This is a genomic window from Plantactinospora sp. CNZ320 (genome assembly GCF_002846275.1).
Window position 1 is genome coordinate 1001142 of record NZ_PJMP01000001.1, and the last position, 18210, is coordinate 1019351.

The 18210-nt window shown below is 72.7% G+C and carries 14 protein-coding genes and 1 riboswitch; of the genes, 4 read left to right on the top strand and 10 right to left on the bottom strand.

The window, feature by feature from the left end; translation table 11 throughout:
* The first annotated feature begins 283 nt into the window (after positions 1-283).
* A complete protein-coding gene (locus CLT71_RS04280; RefSeq protein ID WP_101365953.1) occupies positions 284-919 on the top strand; it encodes a carbonic anhydrase in 636 nt (211 codons plus the stop codon).
* Here CLT71_RS04280 and CLT71_RS04285 read toward each other — a convergent pair.
* The 5 genes from CLT71_RS04285 to CLT71_RS04305 are packed head-to-tail and all read right to left on the bottom strand — an operon-like array spanning position 916 to position 6725.
* Positions 916-1932: an ABC transporter ATP-binding protein gene (locus CLT71_RS04285; RefSeq protein WP_101365954.1), complete on the bottom strand. Its 1017-nt coding sequence runs from the start codon at positions 1930-1932 to the stop codon at positions 916-918. The genes CLT71_RS04280 and CLT71_RS04285 overlap by 4 nt on opposite strands.
* On the bottom strand, positions 1929-3137 hold the full coding sequence (locus tag CLT71_RS04290) for an ABC transporter ATP-binding protein (protein WP_101365955.1): 1209 nt from the start codon (positions 3135-3137) through the stop codon (positions 1929-1931). Before CLT71_RS04290 ends, CLT71_RS04285 begins: the two co-directional genes overlap by 4 nt.
* A complete protein-coding gene (locus CLT71_RS04295; RefSeq protein WP_101365956.1) occupies positions 3134-4057 on the bottom strand; it encodes an ABC transporter permease in 924 nt (307 codons plus the stop codon). The genes CLT71_RS04290 and CLT71_RS04295 overlap by 4 nt, the downstream gene beginning before the upstream one ends.
* Position 4058: 1 nt before the next feature.
* On the bottom strand, positions 4059-5042 hold the full coding sequence (locus CLT71_RS04300) for an ABC transporter permease (protein WP_101365957.1): 984 nt from the start codon (positions 5040-5042) through the stop codon (positions 4059-4061).
* Between the two features lie 9 nt (positions 5043-5051).
* Positions 5052-6725 carry an ABC transporter substrate-binding protein gene (locus tag CLT71_RS04305; protein WP_101365958.1) on the bottom strand — a complete coding sequence of 558 codons (1674 nt, stop codon included), beginning with the start codon at positions 6723-6725 and terminating at the stop codon, positions 5052-5054.
* Between the two features lie 315 nt (positions 6726-7040).
* A riboswitch (glycine riboswitch) is annotated at positions 7041-7137 on the top strand.
* 78 nt (positions 7138-7215) lie between these two features.
* On the opposite strand from CLT71_RS04305, the gene gcvP reads away from it, so the two are divergent.
* Entirely contained in the window at positions 7216-10077 is a 2862-nt protein-coding gene (gene gcvP / locus CLT71_RS04310) for an aminomethyl-transferring glycine dehydrogenase (protein WP_101365959.1), read from the top strand.
* A 54-nt stretch (positions 10078-10131) separates the two neighbouring features.
* Here the strand turns inward: gcvP and CLT71_RS04315 are convergent, their stop codons facing one another.
* Positions 10132-10332 (bottom strand): DUF5999 family protein, encoded by a 201-nt coding sequence (locus CLT71_RS04315; protein ID WP_101365960.1) that lies wholly within the window; start codon positions 10330-10332, stop codon positions 10132-10134.
* A gap of 124 nt (positions 10333-10456) precedes the next feature.
* On the opposite strand from CLT71_RS04315, the gene CLT71_RS04320 reads away from it, so the two are divergent.
* Positions 10457-11650 carry a chorismate-binding protein gene (locus tag CLT71_RS04320; protein WP_101365961.1) on the top strand — a complete coding sequence of 398 codons (1194 nt, stop codon included), beginning with the start codon at positions 10457-10459 and terminating at the stop codon, positions 11648-11650.
* A gap of 55 nt (positions 11651-11705) precedes the next feature.
* On the opposite strand, the gene CLT71_RS04325 is transcribed toward CLT71_RS04320, so the two are convergent.
* The 4 genes from CLT71_RS04325 to CLT71_RS04340 form a co-directional block, all read right to left on the bottom strand.
* A complete protein-coding gene (locus CLT71_RS04325; RefSeq protein ID WP_101365962.1) occupies positions 11706-12179 on the bottom strand; it encodes a MerR family transcriptional regulator in 474 nt (157 codons plus the stop codon).
* A gap of 19 nt (positions 12180-12198) precedes the next feature.
* Positions 12199-13071, bottom strand: a complete 873-nt coding sequence (locus CLT71_RS04330; protein ID WP_101365963.1) for an SDR family NAD(P)-dependent oxidoreductase — start codon at positions 13069-13071, stop codon at positions 12199-12201.
* Positions 13072-13155: 84 nt separating this feature from the next.
* Positions 13156-14400: a hypothetical protein gene (locus CLT71_RS04335; RefSeq protein ID WP_101365964.1), complete on the bottom strand. Its 1245-nt coding sequence runs from the start codon at positions 14398-14400 to the stop codon at positions 13156-13158.
* 61 nt (positions 14401-14461) lie between these two features.
* Positions 14462-17350 (bottom strand): DEAD/DEAH box helicase, encoded by a 2889-nt coding sequence (locus CLT71_RS04340; RefSeq protein ID WP_101365965.1) that lies wholly within the window; start codon positions 17348-17350, stop codon positions 14462-14464.
* 216 nt (positions 17351-17566) lie between these two features.
* Between CLT71_RS04340 and def the strand changes: the two genes are divergently transcribed.
* Complete coding sequence (gene def / locus CLT71_RS04345) at positions 17567-18070, top strand: peptide deformylase (protein WP_101365966.1); 504 nt, start codon at positions 17567-17569, stop codon at positions 18068-18070.
* The last annotated feature ends 140 nt before the right edge of the window (positions 18071-18210 follow it).

Sequence of the window (18210 nt, forward strand, 5' to 3'; positions counted from 1 at the left end):
GGCAGGTTCGACCTCTCCGTCGCAACCCACCCAGCAAGATCGAGAGAGCGGTGTCGATCCGGTCCCGGCCGCGTGGCGGCCCGGCGGAGCGGGCGGCCGGGTCGTAGCCTGTTCGTGCGCGGGTCCTCCGTCCAGGCACCGGCCGATGTTCCGTCGATCACGGTCGGGCCGGGTTCGGACGGCTCGGCGGGGCGATACGTGTTATCTGATCGGTACGCATCAGGTCGCCGAAGGCGTCGACCTCGCTTCACCACCCGATGTGGTGACGTCGAAAGGGAATGTCATGGCATACCTGGACCATCGGCCGGCCACTCCCACCGAGGCCCTCGACGAGCTGCTCGCCGGCAACGAGCGGTTCGTCGCCGGTACCCGGGTCCACCCGCACCAGGACGCCGAGCACCGGGCGGTGGTCGCGGCGGCGCAACGGCCGTTCGCGGTGGTCTTCGGCTGCTCCGACTCCCGGCTCGCCGCCGAGATCATCTTCGACCGGGGGCTCGGCGACCTGTTCGTGGTCCGCACCGCCGGGCACATCGTCGGCCCGGAGGTGACCGCCAGCATCGAGTACGGGGTGGTGGTGCTCGGGGCGCCGCTGGTGGTCGTCCTCGGTCACGACACCTGCGGGGCGATCCAGGCCACCCGGGCGGCCCTGGACGGTGCCCGGCTACCGGGCCGGAACCTGGGCGCCATCGTCGAGCGGGTCACCCCGAGCATCGAGGCCGCCCATGAGCAGCAGGTGAGCGACGACGCCGGAACCGCCGCGATCCACACCCGGCACACCATCGAGACGATCACCGCGCCGGGTACCGAACTCGCCGACGCGGTAGCCGCCGGCCGTTGCGACGTCGTCGGGATGTTCTACAAGTTGGCCGACGGCCGGGTGTCGCTGACGGTGCCGGGCGCCGCCCCGACCGCCGGTTAGGGCCGCTCCGCCGACCCGTCGCCGAGCCGTGACCGGCGTTGCCCGTCGTCGGGCCGGTGCAGCCAGCAGCGGGCCAGGTGACCGGCGCCGACCGGGAATTCCGGCACCTCGGTACGGCAGACCTTCATCGCCGCCGGGCAACGGTCCCGGAACAGGCAACCGCCGCTGACGGTCGCCGTCTGCTGCCCGCCGCGCAGGGCCCGCATCCCGCCCGGCGCGGCGGTACGCGGACGGCCCGGATCCGGCGCCGCCGACGCCAGCAGTTGGGTGTACGGGTGTGCGGGGCGCAGGATCACCTCGTCGCTCGGGCCGGACTCGACCACCTGGCCCCGGTACAGCACCATGATCGAGGAGGCGAAGTAGCGGGCGGTGGCGAGGTCGTGGGTGACGTACAGGACGGCCAGTTCCTCCTCCCGCTTGAGCCTGTCGATCAGGTGGAGAATGTCCAGGCGGATCGACACGTCGAGCATCGACACCGGCTCGTCGGCGAGCAGGATCCGGGGCCGGGGCGCCAGAGCGCGGGCGATCGCGACCCGCTGCCGCTGACCGCCGGAGAGTTCGTGCGGCAGCCGACGGGCGACCTGGTCGGCGGGGGTGAGGTTGACCCTGCCCAGCAGGTCGTGCACGGCCGCCCGGACATCGTCCGCGGAGCGGGCGACCCCGTGCAGCCGCAGCGGCCGCCGCAGGTGGTACTCGACGGTGTGCGCCGGGTTGAGTGACCCGAACGGGTCCTGGAACACCATCTGCACGTCCCGGCGGTAGCGGCGGACCGACCGGCGGTCGGCGGCCACCGGGGTGCCGTCGAGGCGGATCTCACCAGCGGTCGGCGGGGTGAGCCGGACCAGCATCCGGGCGATCGTCGACTTGCCGCTGCCGCTCTCGCCGACCAGCGCCACCGTCTGCCCGGAGCGCAGCTCGAAGGAGACGTCGTCGACGGCCCGCAGCGTGCGGCGGCGCCGCCCGTCCCGGAGCGGAAAGTGTTTGCTCAGGTGGCTGACCGTCAACGTGGTCATCGGTCACCACCTCCGGCGGAACCGTCCCCGACCGGCGACGACCCGGCCGGATTGTTCCCACCCGGCGACGGATCGGCAGGCCGGACCTTCACCGGCTGTCCGCCTTCGTGCTGCGGTGGCCCGGGGTCGGGTGCCGGGTCGGCGGAGTCGAACCGACCGGCCCGGAGGCCGGCCGGTGGGCCGTCCGGGCGTACCGCCGGGTCGTGGTGCAGGCAGGCGGCCCGGGTACTGCCGGCGGCCAGCAGCGGCGGGTCGAGCCGGTGGCAGGCGTCGAAGGCGTACGGGCAGCGGGGGGTGAACGCGCAGCCGTGCAGCGGTCGGGACAGGTCCGGTGGGCTGCCGGGGATGCCGTGCAGTACGGTCCGCTCGCCGCGCAGGCTCGGAAAGGAGCGCAGCAGCCCGACCGTGTACGGGTGACCCGGCGCGGCGCACAGGTCGGCGGCGCGGCCGTACTCGACGATCCGGCCGCCGTACATGACGGCGAGCCGGTCGCTGATCTCCAGCAGCAGGGAGAGGTCGTGGGTGATGAAGACGACCGCGAAACCGAACCGGACCCGGAGCCGGTCGATCTCGGTCAGGATGTCGCGCTGCACCACCACGTCCAGCGCGGTGGTCGGCTCGTCCATCACCACCACGTCGGGGCGCAGCGCCATCGCCATCGCGATCAGCACCCGCTGGCGCATCCCGCCGGAGAGTTCGTGCGGATACGCCGAGAGCCGTTCCGGGCCGATCCCGACCAGGTCGAGCAGTTCCCGGCAGCGTCGTTCCCGCTCGGCGCGGCGTAGTTCGGGGCGGTGTGCGGTGAAGACGTCGGCGAGTTGGCGGCGTACCGACAGCACCGGGTTGAGGGCGTTCATCGCCCCCTGGAAGACCATCGCGACCCGGTTCCACCGGAACCGGCGCAGCGCCTCGCCGTGCAGCGTCGACAGGTCGACAGGCGGGCCGTCGGCGGGGTGGAAGAAGACCCCGCCGGAGGTGACCCGGCCGGGCGGCTTGAGCAGTCGGGTGATCGCGTAGGCGAGGGTGGACTTGCCGCAGCCGCTCTCACCGGCGATGCCGAGCACCTCGCCCCGGGCCAGGTCGAAGCTCACCTCCCGGACCGCCCGTACCGGGTCGGCGCCGTCGTAGACGACGCTGAGGTCGCGGACCGACAGCACCGGGTCGGTGCCGGTGACCGGGGGACGGGGTGTGGTGTCGGGGGTCATGCCGGTCCGGTCCGTCGGGGGCGGCGGGGCACCCGCAGCCTCGGGTTGATCAGTTCGTCCAGGCTGAAGTTGATCAGGGCGAGGCCGGCGCCGACCAGCGCGATGCAGAGGCCGGGCGGGACGAACCACCACCAGGCGCCCTGGGACAGGGCCTGCGAGTTCTGCGCGAAGTAGAGCATCGTGCCCCACGATCCGGAGCCGCCGAGGCCGAGGAAGGCCAGCGCCGCCTCGGTGAGGATGCCGCCGATGACCGCGAAGACGAACTGGGCGGCGATCAGCGGCAGCAGGTTCGGCAGGATCTCGAAGGTGACGATCCGCCAGCCGGGTTCGCCGCTGACCCGGGCGGCGTCGACGTAGTCGCGGGAGCGCAGCGACAGGGTCTGGGCCCGCAGTACCCGGGCCGAGCCGGCCCAGGCGGTGATCGAGACGATCAGGGCGATGGCCAGCGCACCGCGGGTCTGCACGTAGTCGGTGATCAGGACCACCAGCGGCAGGCCGGGCAGCACCAGGAAGACGTTGCTGACCAGTGAGAGGCTCTCGTCGGCGTGCCCACCGGCGTAGCCGCCGAGGACGCCGACAAGCACCGAGACGACGGTGGCGAGCACTCCGACGACCAGGCCGACGACCATCGAGCCCCGGGTGGCGACCACGAGTTGCCGGAACACGTCCTGGCCGGTGGTGGTGGTGCCGAGCAGGTGGTCGGTCGACGGTGCGAGCAGCCCGTCGTCGCTCACCAGGTTCGGGTCGTCGACCAGCAGCGGGCCGAGTACGGCGACCAGGGCGAAGAACCCGACGATGGCCAGTCCGGCGGCGAGCTTGCGGGAGCGCAGCAGTCCCCGCCAGCGGGGTCGGCGGGTCGGCACCACCACCCCGGGTACGACCTCGCCGGTCACGTCGTGCTGGGTCTCGATGGTCGCCATCTCAGCCGGCCTGCCGGGTACGGGGGTCGATCACCGCGTAGAGCAGGTCGACGACGAAGTTGGCGCCGAGTACCGCCAGCGAGATGACCAGGAAGATGCCCTGCAGCAGCGGGTAGTCGGCGTTGGCGACCGCGGCGACCAGGCTCATCCCGACGCCGGGGTAGGAGAAGACGATCTCGGTGGCGATGGAGCCGCTGACCACGAAGCCGAGGGTGATGGCGAACCCCGCCACGCTGGGCAGTACGGCGTTGCGTGCCGCGTACTGGATCATGATGCGCCGCGGTCGCAGCCCCTTGGCCTCGGCGGTCAGCACGTAGTCCTCGGCCATCGTGGAGACCATCATGTTGCGCATCCCGAGCAGCCAGCCGGCGACCGAGGCGAGCACGATCGAGGCCGCCGGCAGGATGCCGTGGTAGATCGCGCTGCGCAGGAACGGCCAGTTGAACCCGACCGTTGTCTCGTAGCTGTAGCCGCTGTTGAGGGGGAACCAGCCGAGTACCCCGCCGAGCAGCCAGAGCAGCACCAGGGCGAGCCAGAAGTACGGGATGGCGGCCAGGAAGGTGGTGGTCGGCACCAGCGCGTCCAACCAGGTGCCGCGCCGCCAGCCGGCCAGGGTGCCGAGGGTGATCCCGAGCAGCACGCTGAGTACTGTCGCGACGCCGACCATCACCACGGTCCACGGCAGGCTCTGGCTGAGCACCTTCGACACCGGGGTCGGGTAGTAGGCGACGGAGAGCCCGAACTCGCCGCGCAGCAGGTTGCCGAGATAGCCGAGGTACTGCTGCCACAGCGGGTCGTCGGTGACCCCGAACTGCAACTCCAGGGCGCGGCGGGCGTCCGGCGACATCGGGGTCATGTTCTGGGTCTTGGCCAGTACGGCGTCGACCGGATTGCCCTTGATCAGCCGGGGGATCAGGAAGTTGAGGGTTACCGCCGCCCAGACCGCGACCAGGTAGAAGAGCGCCTTGCGCCGCAGGTAGCGCATCGGGGCGGCTCAGCCGGCCGGGGTGAGGTTCTTGGCCACGATCCCCATGTCCGGGCCGTTGTACGGGGTGGTCAGCGCGTAGTGGTTCTCCTCGGTGGGGAAGTTGCCGAGGTGCTCGGTGCGGTACTCGATAAGCGAGGCCGACTGCTGGATCGGGATGTACGGCAACTCCTCGACGATCACGTCCTGGATCTTGAACAGTTGTTCCCGGATCGCGTCCCGCTGGTCCGGCGGGGTGTTCTCCATCGCCAGCAGTGCCGCGTCCACGGCGGCGTTGCGGAAGCGGCCGTAGTTGGAGCCGGCCTGCTGGCCCAGTGGCGCGGTCCGCTTGCTGGAGAACGCCCGGCTGTACCACGAGTAGGCGGTGCCCTCGCTGTACAGGTTGGTGATGATCACGTCGAAGTCGCCGGTCTGCTGGTCGGTGGAGAAGGCGGTGAAGGAGACCTCCTGGGTCTTCATCTCGATCCCGACCGACCTCAGCGACTGGGTCATGATCTGGAGCGCGGAGATGTAGTCGTTGTAGCCCTGCACGACCTTGACGGTGAAGGAGAGCCGCCGGCCGGCCTTGGCGTAGATCCCGTCGGTGCCCTTGGCCCAACCGTCGGCCTGGAGGGTCTGCTCGGCCCGGCCCGGGTCGAACTCCAGCTTCCGGTCCCGGTACTCCGGCTTGATGTAGTCGTCCCAGAGCGGCCGGGGCAGCTGGGCCGGGCTGGCCTGCTTGCCGTACCCGGAGAAGGCCAGCCGGATGATCCGGTCCCGGTCCAGGGCCAGGCTGACCGCCTTGCGCACCGCGGCGCTGTCGAACGGTGCCCGGTCCAGGTTCGGGATCAGGTTGGTCAGGTAGAGCTGCGACTCGTTGATGTACCTGTTGTGCTCCGGATCCTTGCTGACGTACTGCTTGTCGATGTCGGCGATGAACGATCCGGCCCAGTCGAGCTGGCCGGCGGCGAGCGCCGCGATCGCGCTGTCGGCGCTGGCGAACTGGTGGAACCGCATCCCCCTGATCTTCGGCTTGCCCGCCTCCCAGTAGTTCGGGTTGCGTTCGAAGACGTAGTTCTGCTGGCTGAACGAGGCGAGGGTGAACGCGCCGGTGCCGATCGGCTTCTCGTTGGTGAAGGCGGACGGGTCGGCGATGGTCGACCAGATGTGTTTCGGCACGATCCAGGTCCGGCCGGCGATCAGGTTGAGCCGGGTGTAGACGCCCTGGCTGAACGTGATCGAGGCGTGTGTGGGGTCGGCGGCGACCGCCTCGACGATCGGCAGGCCGTTCTGGTTGATCTTCGGGTTGTCCCGGATCAGGTTGAAGGTGAAGGCGACGTCCTCGGCCGAGAACGGCTTCCCGTCGCTCCACCTCACCCCCTCCCGGATGGTCAGGTTCAGCCGCCGGCCGTCGTCGGCGAACTCGTAGCCGGTGGCGAGCTGTGGCTGCACGTCGTCGGCCCGGGCGGCGTTGAAATAGAGCAGCGACTCGTAGAGCACGCTCATCGTGCCGGCGACGCTGTTCTGGGAGAACGGGTTGAAGTTGGGCACGAAACCGGCGTTCGCCCCGGAGAAGACGTTGATGATCCTGCCTTCGGCGCCCGTGGACGAGTCACCGTCGTCACCGCAGCCGGCGGTCACACCGACGGCCAGCGTCGCCGTGGCCAGCGCGGCGAGTAGCCGGCGGACGAGGGTACGGCGCATCGTTGCCTCCCGGATCGGGGGATGTCGGACGGGTTGCCACCTGGTGGGCCGGGGCAGGTGAGGTCGATGACAACACCGAACCGGTTAACAGTCAATAGATGACAACCGATTGCCACTCGAGATCGGCCGCTGTCCGGCCGAGTGCGAAACGAGGCCAAACCGCCCGTTCCGACGCCGCTTAACCGGTTCTGCCGGGTGTCCAGGCCAGGGCGGATGCCGCCGGCCCACCCCACCGGCTGGCGGCTGCTCCTGATCAACGGGGAGCGACCGAAACCCGGCGGAAATCCGGTCACTGGTACCGTTGCCAACGCCGACAACACTCGCGAGCGAGAGACCGCCCGGCAGCGTGGGGCGGCGCCGAAGGGGCAAATCCTCCCCGGAACCTCTCAGGCAAAAGGAGCCCGCGGGCAGGCGACTGTGGAGCGCCCGCGACGTCGCGGAGCGTGACAGAGGGGGAGGTTGCAGCGTCGACCTCGCCCGGGAGCGCCCCATGACCACAGCACCGCAGCCCACCCGCGACGGCGGGCAGTTCGCCGACCGGCACATCGGCCCCGACACCGACGCGGTGCGCCGGATGCTGGAGACCGTCGGCTACGACTCCGTCGACGACCTGATGGACGCCGCGATCCCCGAGGCGATCCGCTGGACCGGCGACCTCGACCTGCCGCCGGCCGCCACCGAGGAGGAGGTCGCCGCCGAACTGCGCGCGCTGGCCGCCCGGAACAGCGTCGCCGTCTCCATGATCGGTCTCGGCTACTCCGGTACCCACACCCCGGCGGTGATCCGCCGCAACGTGCTGGAGAACCCGGCCTGGTACACCGCGTACACGCCGTACCAGCCGGAGATCAGCCAGGGGCGGCTGGAGGCACTGCTCAACTTCCAGACCATGGTCACCGACCTGACCGGGCTGGCCACCGCGAACGCCTCCATGCTCGACGAGGGCACCGCCGCCGCCGAGGCGATGACGCTGGCCCGCCGCGCCGGCAAGAACAAGACGAACGTGTACGTCGTGGACGCCGACACCCTGCCGCAGACCATCGCCGTACTGGCCACCCGGGCCGAACCGCTCGGCATCGAGGTACGGGTACTCGATCTTTCCGCCGAGCCGCTGCCGGAGGAGTTCTTCGGCCTGCACCTGCAGTACCCGGGCGCCTCCGGCGCGGTCCGCGACCACAGCGGCCTGGTCGAGGCCGCGCACGCCGCCGGGGCACTCGTCACGGTCGCCGCAGACCTGCTCGCGCTTACCCTGCTCCGCCCGCCCGGCGAGATCGGCGCCGACATCGCCGCCGGCACCACCCAGCGGTTCGGCGTACCGATGGGCTTCGGTGGCCCGCACGCCGGCTACCTGGCGGTCCGGGCCGGCCTGGAGCGGATGCTGCCCGGCCGGCTGGTCGGGGTCTCCCGGGACGCGGCCGGTGATCCCGCCTACCGGCTGGCGCTGCAGACCCGGGAACAGCACATCCGCCGGGAGAAGGCGACCAGCAACATCTGCACCGCCCAGGTGCTGCTCGCCGTGATGGCCAGCATGTACGCCGTCTACCACGGCCCGGCCGGGCTGCGGGCGATCGCCGAACGGACCCACCGCCGGGCCGCCACCCTGGCCGCCGGACTGCGCAGCGTCGACGGCGTCGAGCTGGTGCACGAGGCGTTCTTCGACACCGTGCTCGCCCGGTTCCCCGGCCGGGCCGCCGAGGTGGTCGGCGAGGCCGCGCGGCGCGGGGTCAACCTGCGGCTGGTCGGCGCCGACCAGGTCGGCATCGCCTGCGACGAGACCACCACCGAGGCGCACCTGGCGACCGTCTGGGACGCCTTCGGCACCGTCGCCGGGCAGGTCGTGAGCCCGCCCACCGGACAGCCGTCGTCCGCGCTGCCGGCCGACCTCGCCCGGACCAGCGACTACCTGAGCCACCCGGTCTTCCGGTCGCACCACTCCGAGACCGCGATGCTGCGCTACCTGCGCCGGCTCGCCGACCTCGACTACGCCCTGGACCGGGGCATGATCCCGCTCGGCTCCTGCACCATGAAGCTGAACGCCACCACCGAGATGGAGCCGGTCAGCTGGCCGGAGTTCGCCGACGTGCACCCGTTCGCCCCGGACGAGCAGACCGCCGGCTACCGCGACCTGGTCGCCTCCCTCGAAGGCTGGCTCGCCGAGGTGACCGGCTACGACGCGGTGAGCGTGCAGCCGAACGCCGGCTCACAGGGCGAACTCGCCGGGCTGCTGGCGATCCGCGCCTACCACCGCGACCGCGGCGAGGGGCACCGGGACGTCTGCCTGATCCCGTCCTCGGCGCACGGCACCAACGCGGCCAGCGCGGTGATGGCCGGGATGCGGGTGGTGGTGGTCGGCTGCGCCCCCGACGGCGACGTCGACCTGGCCGACCTCGACCGCAAGATCGAGGCGCACCGGGACACCCTCGCCGCGATCATGGTCACCTACCCGTCCACCCACGGGGTCTACGAGGGCGGCATCGCCGCGCTCTGCGCCAGGGTGCACGACGCGGGCGGCCAGGTCTACGTGGACGGCGCCAACCTCAACGCCCTGCTCGGGTACGCCAAGCCGGGGCGGTTCGGTGCCGACGTGTCACACCTGAACCTGCACAAGACGTTCTGCATCCCGCACGGCGGCGGCGGCCCCGGAGTCGGCCCAGTGGCGGTACGGGCACACCTGGCGCCGTACCTGCCCGGCGACCCGCTCGACGCCGACGGCCGGCCGGCGGTCTCGGCCGCCCGGTACGGCTCCGCAGGCATCCTGCCGATCCCGTGGGCGTACCTGCGGCTGATGGGGCCGGACGGCCTGCGCCGGGCGACCGGGGTGGCGGTACTCGCCGCCAACTACGTCGCGGCCCGGCTACGCGGCCACTATCCGGTGCTCTACGCCGGCAACAAGGGCCTGGTGGCGCACGAGTGCATCCTCGACCTGCGGCCGCTGACCAAGGCGACCGGGGTCACCGTCGACGACGTGGCGAAGCGGCTGATCGACTACGGCTTCCACGCCCCGACGATGTCGTTTCCGGTCGCCGGCACCCTGATGGTGGAGCCGACCGAGAGCGAGGACCTCGCCGAACTCGACCGGTTCTGCGACGCGATGATCGCGATCCGGGCCGAGATCGACAAGGTGGGGACAGGGGAGTGGCCGAAGGGGGACAACCCGCTCGGCAACGCGCCGCACACCGCGGCGATGGTGGCCGGCGACGAGTGGCCGCACCCGTACCCCCGGTCGGTGGCCGGCTATCCGGGCGGGGTCGACCGGCGGGCGAAGTACTGGCCGCCGGTGCGGCGCATCGACGGCGCCTACGGAGACCGGAACCTGGTCTGCGCCTGCCCGCCGCCGGAGGCGTTCGAGAACTGAGAACGGACGACCGGCCGGCATAACAGGCGCCGGCCGGTCACTGTAAGTGACGGATCAGCCGACCAGGGCGTGCCGGGCCGGACCGCGGTGCGGCGCTATGGTGCTGCCGTCGGGCAACAGTTCGCCGGTGTCCTCGAAGAGGATGACGCCATTGCAAAGCAGGCTCCACCCCTGCTCACGGAAGCAGGCGAGCACCCGGGCGGCTTCCCGGTCGGTCGCTTCGGCGGAGGGGCAGGTCGGTTCGTGCTGGCACATCGGGTTCTCCGGACTATGGGGGGTGCTGTGGCATGGTTCACATGACCAGTGACGGACGGTACCCCTTCACGCCCAGTGATGACGAGCGGGTATCCGTCTCTGACCGGAAGAATCCACTTTTCGGATGAGGCAGATCCAACCGTACGTCGTGGAAGCGCTCCCATTCGCGCCACCGGGAGCGCCCGCGGACTGCGTACCCCGGCTCGTCGAACACGACCGGCTTCAATGCCGGGCCGACGGCCCGGACGACCCCGCCACGCTGCTGACGGAGTTCCTCGCCGGGCACGGCCTCCCGGTCCGCGACCTGACCCGCCCCGGGGTGCACAGCCCGGCCGACCCGGTCTGCGGCGCCGCCGTGTTCGTCTCGGCCGCCGCCGGAGCCCGGATGGTCGGCGCCCCGACCGGCCCGGCCAGCCCGGCCCCGGCCGTCCCCGACCTGGTCGCCGTCGTCTACCGGCACGACGACCGCCCCGCCCCGCCACCCCGGCACCGGACCGGAGGCTGGGAACTCGGCCCGTGGACCGAGAGCTGGACGCCGCAGCAACACGCCGACGCGGTCCGGCAGGCCCGGAACGCGATCGCGGCCGGCGAGATCTACCAGGTCAACATCGTCGGCCACGGCTCCGCCCGGTACGCCGGAGATCCACTGCCGGCACTGGCCCGGCTGACCCGGCTACCCGGCGCCCGGTACGGCGGCGTGCTCACCGGCCCCGGCTGGGCGATCGGCTGCGCCTCCCCGGAAACCCTGGTCGAGGTGACCGGGGGCCGGGTACACACCCGGCCGATCAAGGGAACCCGGCCGGCGACCGGCCCCGGCCGGCGGGAACTGCTCGAATCCGCCAAGGAACGCGCCGAACACGTGATGATCGTGGATCTGGAACGCAACGACCTGGCCCGGATCGCCCGCACCGGCACCGTCCGGGTCGACGAGCTCTACGCCATCCGGCGCTGGTCCGACCTGTGGCAGGCCGAGTCGACAGTCTCGGCCACCCTCGCCGACGGGCACGGGCTGGCCGACCTGCTCCGCGCGGTCTGCCCCGGCGGATCGGTCACCGGCGCGCCCAAGCTCGCCGCGCTGGCCCAGATCGCCGCCCTGGAACCGGTCGGCCGGGGCGCCAGCATGGGCGGGCTCGGCTGGATCGGCCCGGACCGGATCGACCTGGGGCTGACCATCCGGACGGTGGCGGTCGACGCCGACCGGGTGCACGTCTGGGCCGGCGGCGGCATCACCTGGGGCAGCGACCCGGCCGCGGAGGTCGCCGAGGCGGCCGCCAAGTCCGGCCCGGTCCGGGCCATCCTGGCCCGACGCCCGGGGTAGCTGTCCCAGCCCGCCGAATCTCGTGCACATCGGCCCGTTGGACAGCGGGCGGTCGTCAGCCTTCCGGGTGCCCACCGTAGACGCGGATCTTGTACTCGGTGGTCTCCAGGGCCAGGCCGAGCTCACGGATCTGCCGCATGATCCGGGCTCGCTGGTCGAGCATGATGCGGCGGCGTTCCGGGATGGTGCTCGGGCCCTGCTCGACGAGCAGGATGTAGCGCTTGAGGTCGGTCATGGTCATGCCGGACAGACGCATCCGGGTGAGGAAGACGAGGCGACGCAGGTCGAACGCGGAGTACTCGCGGTACCCGGAGGCGTTGCGAGCGGGTCGGACGAGTCCCTCCTGCTCGTAGTACCGGAGGGTGTGCGTCGACAGGCCGACGAGCCGGGCGGCCTCGGCGATGCCCAGGAGTGTCGCCGAGGCCTCGATCGTGGCGTCGTCGAGCAGCTCGTGCAGCGCATCGATCGTCGACGAGGATGGCCCGTCGCTGGCCGCGAGGATGCGTCCGATCAGCGCTTCGGTGGCCATGGCCCACAGCGTACGGCGATCAGAACGCCCGCACCGCAGGCGGCATGCCCGGGAAGTCTGCCGACTCGCTCACAGACGCCCATCGCTCGACGTCGTCGAGCGCAGCACGGTAGACGCGGGTCAGATTGCGAACCGCCTCGGCACCGAGCGGGAGCCGGAGCGGCGCGTCGGGGCTGTCGAGGATGTCGCGGATCACCCGGGCGGCGCGTGCCGGATCGCCCTCCTGGATGCCGTCGGCCTCGGCCATGTTCGCGCGTACGCCACCGATCACCTCGTCGTAGATCGAGCTCTGCTGCGCCGTGTTGAGCACGTCGGCGGCGTTGAACGCGGTGCGGAAGCGACTGGGCTCGACGATGAGAACGCGGATGCCGAACGGTGCGACCTCGCCCGCGAGCGCCTCCGACCAGCCCTCGAGCGCGAACTTACCGGCCGAGTAGCTGCCGACGGCGGGGAACGACATCCGCCCGCCCTGGCTGCTCATCTGCACGATCGCACCCGAGCGACGCTCCCGCAGGTGGGGCAGTACGGCACGCACATAGGCGGCCGGGCCGAACAGGTGCTGCTCGAGCATGGCCCGCAGCGCGGCATCCGTGATCTCTTCGGCGGCGCCGACCTGCCCAGCGCCGGCATTGTTGACGAGCACGTCGACGCGTCCGAAGACCTCCAGCGCCCGCTGCACGACCGCAGCCGCCTCCGCCGTGTCGCGCACGTCGTGCTCGATGGCGAGGAGCCGATCCCCGTACCGTGCCTTGAGCCCGTCGAACCGGTCGACCCGGCGGGCGGTCCCGATCACATGCTCGCCGGCCGCGAGTGCCGCCTCGGCGAGCGCCAGGCCGAGGCCCGAACTCGCGCCCGTGATGATCCATGTCTTCGTCTCGTTCGTCGTGGCCATGGCCCGGACGCTAAAGCTTCGAGCGCGCTCGAAAGCAAGCCGAGTTCAGGCTCGGCGGCACCGCCGGACCGATCACCGGCCCGGTCAGTCCCCGAGCAGGTCGGCGAGCGCGTCCGCCGGGTCGTCGCGGGGCGGGCCGGCCGGCCACCAGTCGCCGCCGGCCAACTCCCGGTACGGGTACCAGCGGCCGTCGCGGCCGTACCGCAACTGGGCCCGGTGTGCCGGAAACGTCCACCGGTTACGCCACACCTGCGGCTCCGGCGGATCGTCACCGGCCCAGCCGGCGGTCAGATCCGCCCGGGCCCTCGCCAGCCGTACCGGGGGCGGAGTCCACGCCTCGTCCAGCACCGAAAGGCCGGCCTGGCCGCCGTACTCGAAGGCCCGTACCGCCCGGCCGAACTCCCGGGCCGTACGCCCGGCCGCCTGCCGCAGCCGGGCCAGCACCGGGCCGCTGGCCCCGACCGCGAGCCGGACCGCGTCCACCCGCTCCGGCAGGGCCGGCGGCGGGCCGTCGGGACCGGCGTCGAGCAGCGCGCCGGCCCGCACTGCGGCGTTCTCGACCAGCCCGTACAGCACCTCCGCCGCGATCCCCGGCGCGTCCGGCAGCGCCGGCCCGGCCACCCCGGGCTCCGGCGGTGGCGGCGGTGCCGGCAGCGGCGGATCCGGTCGGGCGTACGCCCGCGCGGCCGGCACCCCGGCATCCGGCGCCGGCCCGGCCGGCTGGTCCGGCGCCTTGGCGTCCGCCGCCGGCCGGTGTTCCCGGCGCCGCAGTTCGGCCAGCACCTCCCGGCGCCCCCGGCCCCGGATCAGCAACAGCAGGAACGGGTCGACGTCGAGCAGCCAGGCCGCCTGGTAGCAGAGCGCGGCGGCGTGCCGGCACGCCGCCGCGACCAACTCCGGGCAGTCGCACTCCGGCTGCAGGTCGCCGAGGCCGGGCAGCAGGGCGACCCCGACGTCGTCGGCCGACGACGCCAGGTCGCGCGGCATCTCCCCGTCCAGCAGCGCGGCGATGTGCCCGGCCTTCGCCGCCACCTGGTCGAAGAACCGCGACCACTGCGCGTCGGTCATCGGCTCCACGAAAACCCGGGTCCGGTACGGCACGTCACGCACCCCGTCGTGCACCTCGGCGGCGATCCGGCCCGGGCTGACGGTGATCGAGCCGACCTGCCCGGCGGTGGCCATCCGCCGCCCCGGGCGCAGCAGCGTCTCGTCCAGCGTGGTCTCCTCCAGCGCCCGGATCCAGGCGTCACCCCACCAGGAGCGGCTGCCGCGGGCACGCCGCCCCGGCGGGAACGCCGGAAAGCCCCGGACCCGGTCCTCGCCGCTCATTCGCCCCCACCTTCCACCCCGGGTGCGCGTTCGGCACACCGGATCCGATCGACGGTCGCGGTCACGCCGGCCTGCGCAACTCGACCAGGGACGCCAGTTCGGCGTCGGAGAGTTCCGTCAACGCCGCCTCGCCACCGGCCAGTACCGCGTCGGCGAGGTCCCGCTTGACGGCGAGCAGGTCGGCGATCCGGTCCTCGACAGTCCCCTCGGTGACCAGCCGGTGCACCTGCACCGGACGGGTCTGCCCGATCCGGTACGCCCGGTCGGTGGCCTGCTCCTCCACGGCCGGGTTCCACCACCGGTCGTAGTGCACCACGTGATCGGCGCGGGTCAGGTTCAACCCCGTACCGGCCGCCCGCAGCGACAGCAGGAAGACCGGCACCTCACCGGCCTGGAACCGGCGTACCTGCTCGTCGCGGCGGGCCACCGGGGTGCCACCGTGCAGCAGTTCGGTCGGTACGCCCCGGTCGCCGAGATGCCGTTCGAGCAGCCGGGCCATCGCGACGTACTGGGTGAAGACCAGCACCGCGCCGCGTTCGGCGAGGATCGTGTCGACCAGCTCGTCGAGCAGTTCCAGCTTGCCGGAGCGGCCGGCCAGCCGGGGTCGCGCCTCCCGCAGGTAGTGCGCCGGATGGTTGCAGACCTGCTTCAGCGAGGTCAGCAACTCCAGCACCAGGCCCCGGCGGGCCATCCCGCTGCTGTCCCGGATCCGCGCTAGCGCCTCCCGCACCACCGCCTCGTAGAGCCCGGCCTGCTCGCCGGTCAACGCCACCGGATGATCGGTCTCGGTCTTCGGCGGCAGCTCCGGTGCGATCCCCGGATCCGACTTGCGGCGGCGCAGCAGGAACGGTGCGATCAGCCGGGCGAGGCGTCCCGCCGCCGCCGGGTCCCGACCGGACTCGATCGGCGCCGCCCACCGGGCCCGGAACCGGGGCAGCGGGCCGAGCAGGCCGGGCGTGGTCCAGTCCAGGATCGCCCACAGCTCGGTCAGGTTGTTCTCCACCGGGGTACCGGTAAGAGCGACCCGGGCGGCGGCCGGAATCCGGCGCAGTGCCCGGGCGGTACCCGAGGCGCGGTTCTTCACGTGCTGCGCCTCGTCGGCGACGACCAGCCCCCACCGCACCCCGGCGAGCCGGTCGGCGTCCAGCCGCATCGTCCCGTACGTGGTGAGCAGGAACCCGCCGGCCAGCGCGTCGAGGTCCCGGCGACCGCCGTGGAAGCGGCGTACCGGGGTGCCGGGGGCGAACCGGGCGATCTCCCGTTCCCAGTTGCCGAGCAGCGAGGCGGGACAGACCACCAGGGTCGGGCCGGCGGTCGCCGGATCCGCCTGCCGGTGCAGGTGCAGGGCGATCAGCGTGACCGTCTTGCCGAGCCCCATGTCGTCGGCGAGGCAGCCGCCCAGCCCCAGCTCCGTCATCCGGGCCAGCCAGCGCAGCCCACGTAGCTGGTAGTCCCGCAGGGTGGCGGCCAGCCCGGCCGGCACCCCGATCCGCTCCGATCCGGAGTCAGGGGCCGCCGACTCCGGGTCGGCGATCCGCCGCCGCAGCCCGTCCAGCCAGCCGGTGGCGTCGACCTGCACCGGTCGCCCGTCGACCTCCACCGTCCCGGTCAGCGCGGCGCCGAGCGCCTCGACCGCACCGACCGGCGGCAGCCCCGGCCTACGGGCCCGGGCGGCCAGTTCCGGATCGACGAGTACCCACTGGTCGCGCAGCCGCACCACCGGCCGGTGCGCCTCGGCGAGGGTGTCCAGTTCGGCGGCGGTCAGCGGTCGTCCGCCCAGGGCGAGTTGCCAGTCGACGCGGAGCAGCCCGTCCCCGCCGAAGAAGGTGGCGAGGTCCGACGGGGGCGCCTCGGCGGCGCCGAGTACCGCCCGGGAGGTGAGGCCGGCGGCCAGCTCGCGGGGCCAGTGCACCGCCACCCCTGCCTCGTCGAGCCGGCCGGCGGCGTCGGCGACCAGCTCGGTCACCTCCTCGTCGGTCAGCAGCAGCGCGTCGGGGACGGCGGCGTCGAGCAGGTGCCGCAGCGGCGGCCACGCCCCGGCGGCGCGGCGGATCGCCAGCGTGGTGTCGAGCCGGGCCCGGGACCCGAACCCGGCGACATCGCCGTGCCACAGCGCGGCGGCGTCGACCACCAGCGCCGGGTCGACCAGGCTGTGCACCTGCACCACCGCCCGCAGCCCGGGCCGGGTGAAGTCGCCGTCGACCGGCTCCAGCCGTACCGAGAGCCGCACACCGGAGTCGAGACCGGCGCGGAGCTCCTCGGCCCAGCCGCGCAGCCGGGGTACCGACTGCGGCGCCGTCGCGGCGAAGACGTCGGTGCCGGCGGCGTGCCGGGCGGCGGGGGACCGGGGCAGGGTGTCGGCGACCGCGTCGAGGAAGCCGCGCAGCAGGCGGGCCGCGTCCGGCAGGATCGGTCCGGGCGTGGCCTCCTCGGCCGGCAGCGGGTTCGCCCGGGCCCGGGTCGGCATCGCGCCGGCGAGTTCCCGGATCCGGCCCGCGTCGTCGGGGTCCAGCGCACCGACCGTCCAGGCGTCGAAGCCGGCGGGGGAGACCGTCGGCAGGATCCGGCGCCGGGCCACCAGGTGCAGGGCCAGCCGCGCCGCCGCAGACCAGTAGCCCAGTGCCGGGTCGACCGGCCGGTCCGGTGCCGGGTCGACCGCCAGCAGCAGCGGTAGCGCGTCGCCGACCGGCAGCCGGTGTGCGGGTACCAGCCGGGTCCGCACGCCGGCCCCGTCCGGCAGGACGACGGTCAGCTCTCCGGCCCGCCCTGGCCCGTCGGCCGGCAGGTCACCGCCGTCGGGTCGCCAGAACGCGAGTACCCCGGCCCGGGGTGGATCGGCCGGCTCGAACGCCACGGCGCAGTGCGTCGTCCACCGCTCTTCCGGGCGCTCGTCGGCGGAGTGTCCGGGCGGGGACGTGTCGCCGGGTCCCGGCGTCGTGTTCGGTCGCATCTGTCGGTGCCGCTCCCTCGTTCGCCGGCCGCCCCGAGCCCCGGATCCCGTCCGGTGGCAGGCGCGCCCCGTACCAGCCGGGCCATTATAGCCGTACGGCGTACGGAAATGACCGTCGATCGGACCGGCACCCGCCCGACCCCCACCGGCACACCACTGCCGTGCAGCCCGCCCGGGGCCACCCCGGAGCGGTAACGAACCGATAGGGTTCCGGTCATGACCATGCGGCCCATCCGGATCATCGGCGACCCCGTCCTGCGCACCCCCTGCGAACCGGTCACCAGCTTCGACGCAGAACTACGCGACCTGGTCACCGACCTGATGGACACCCTGCTCGGCGCACCCGGCCGCGCCGGAGTCGCCGCACCCCAGATCGGCATCAGCGCCCAGGTCTTCGCCTACGACGCCGACGGACACCGCGGCCACCTGGTCAACCCCACCCTCGAACTCTCCACCGAAACACAGGGCGACGACGAAGGCTGCCTCTCCATCCCCGGCCTCTACTTCCCGACCCCGCGCGCCATGCACGCCACCGCACACGGCTTCGACCAGTACGGCGAACCCCTCACCATCACCGGCAGCGGCTTCCTCGCCCGCGCCCTCCAGCACGAAACCGACCACCTGCACGGCCGGCTCTACGTCGACACCCTGCGCGGCGACGCCCGACGCCGCGCACTCCGGGAGATCCGCGCCGGACGGTTCGCCACCCCCGACCGCTGACCCCACCCACAGCCCGGATCAGCGGCCCCGCCGACGCCGCAACCAGACACCGGCCGCGCCCAACACCACGAAGATGAGCGCGGAACAACACAGCGCTTTGAAGAGCACGCCGAAACTGTCGCACAACCCGCCGTAAGGTG

Bases quoted from the DNA above. Each gene is read 5' to 3' on its own strand.
- CLT71_RS04280 (WP_101365953.1), top strand. From the start codon at position 284: ATGGCATACCTGGACCATCGGCCGGCCACTCCCACCGAGGCCCTCGAC.
- CLT71_RS04285 (WP_101365954.1), bottom strand. From the start codon at position 1,932: ATGACCACGTTGACGGTCAGCCACCTGAGCAAACACTTTCCGCTCCGG.
- CLT71_RS04290 (WP_101365955.1), bottom strand. From the start codon at position 3,137: ATGACCCCCGACACCACACCCCGTCCCCCGGTCACCGGCACCGACCCG.
- CLT71_RS04295 (WP_101365956.1), bottom strand. From the start codon at position 4,057: ATGGCGACCATCGAGACCCAGCACGACGTGACCGGCGAGGTCGTACCC.
- CLT71_RS04300 (WP_101365957.1), bottom strand. From the start codon at position 5,042: ATGCGCTACCTGCGGCGCAAGGCGCTCTTCTACCTGGTCGCGGTCTGG.
- CLT71_RS04305 (WP_101365958.1), bottom strand. From the start codon at position 6,725: ATGCGCCGTACCCTCGTCCGCCGGCTACTCGCCGCGCTGGCCACGGCG.
- gcvP (WP_101365959.1), top strand. From the start codon at position 7,216: ATGACCACAGCACCGCAGCCCACCCGCGACGGCGGGCAGTTCGCCGAC.
- CLT71_RS04315 (WP_101365960.1), bottom strand. From the start codon at position 10,332: ATGTGCCAGCACGAACCGACCTGCCCCTCCGCCGAAGCGACCGACCGG.
- CLT71_RS04320 (WP_101365961.1), top strand. From the start codon at position 10,457: ATGAGGCAGATCCAACCGTACGTCGTGGAAGCGCTCCCATTCGCGCCA.
- CLT71_RS04325 (WP_101365962.1), bottom strand. From the start codon at position 12,179: ATGGCCACCGAAGCGCTGATCGGACGCATCCTCGCGGCCAGCGACGGG.
- CLT71_RS04330 (WP_101365963.1), bottom strand. From the start codon at position 13,071: ATGGCCACGACGAACGAGACGAAGACATGGATCATCACGGGCGCGAGT.
- CLT71_RS04335 (WP_101365964.1), bottom strand. From the start codon at position 14,400: ATGAGCGGCGAGGACCGGGTCCGGGGCTTTCCGGCGTTCCCGCCGGGG.
- CLT71_RS04340 (WP_101365965.1), bottom strand. From the start codon at position 17,350: ATGCGACCGAACACGACGCCGGGACCCGGCGACACGTCCCCGCCCGGA.
- def (WP_101365966.1), top strand. From the start codon at position 17,567: ATGACCATGCGGCCCATCCGGATCATCGGCGACCCCGTCCTGCGCACC.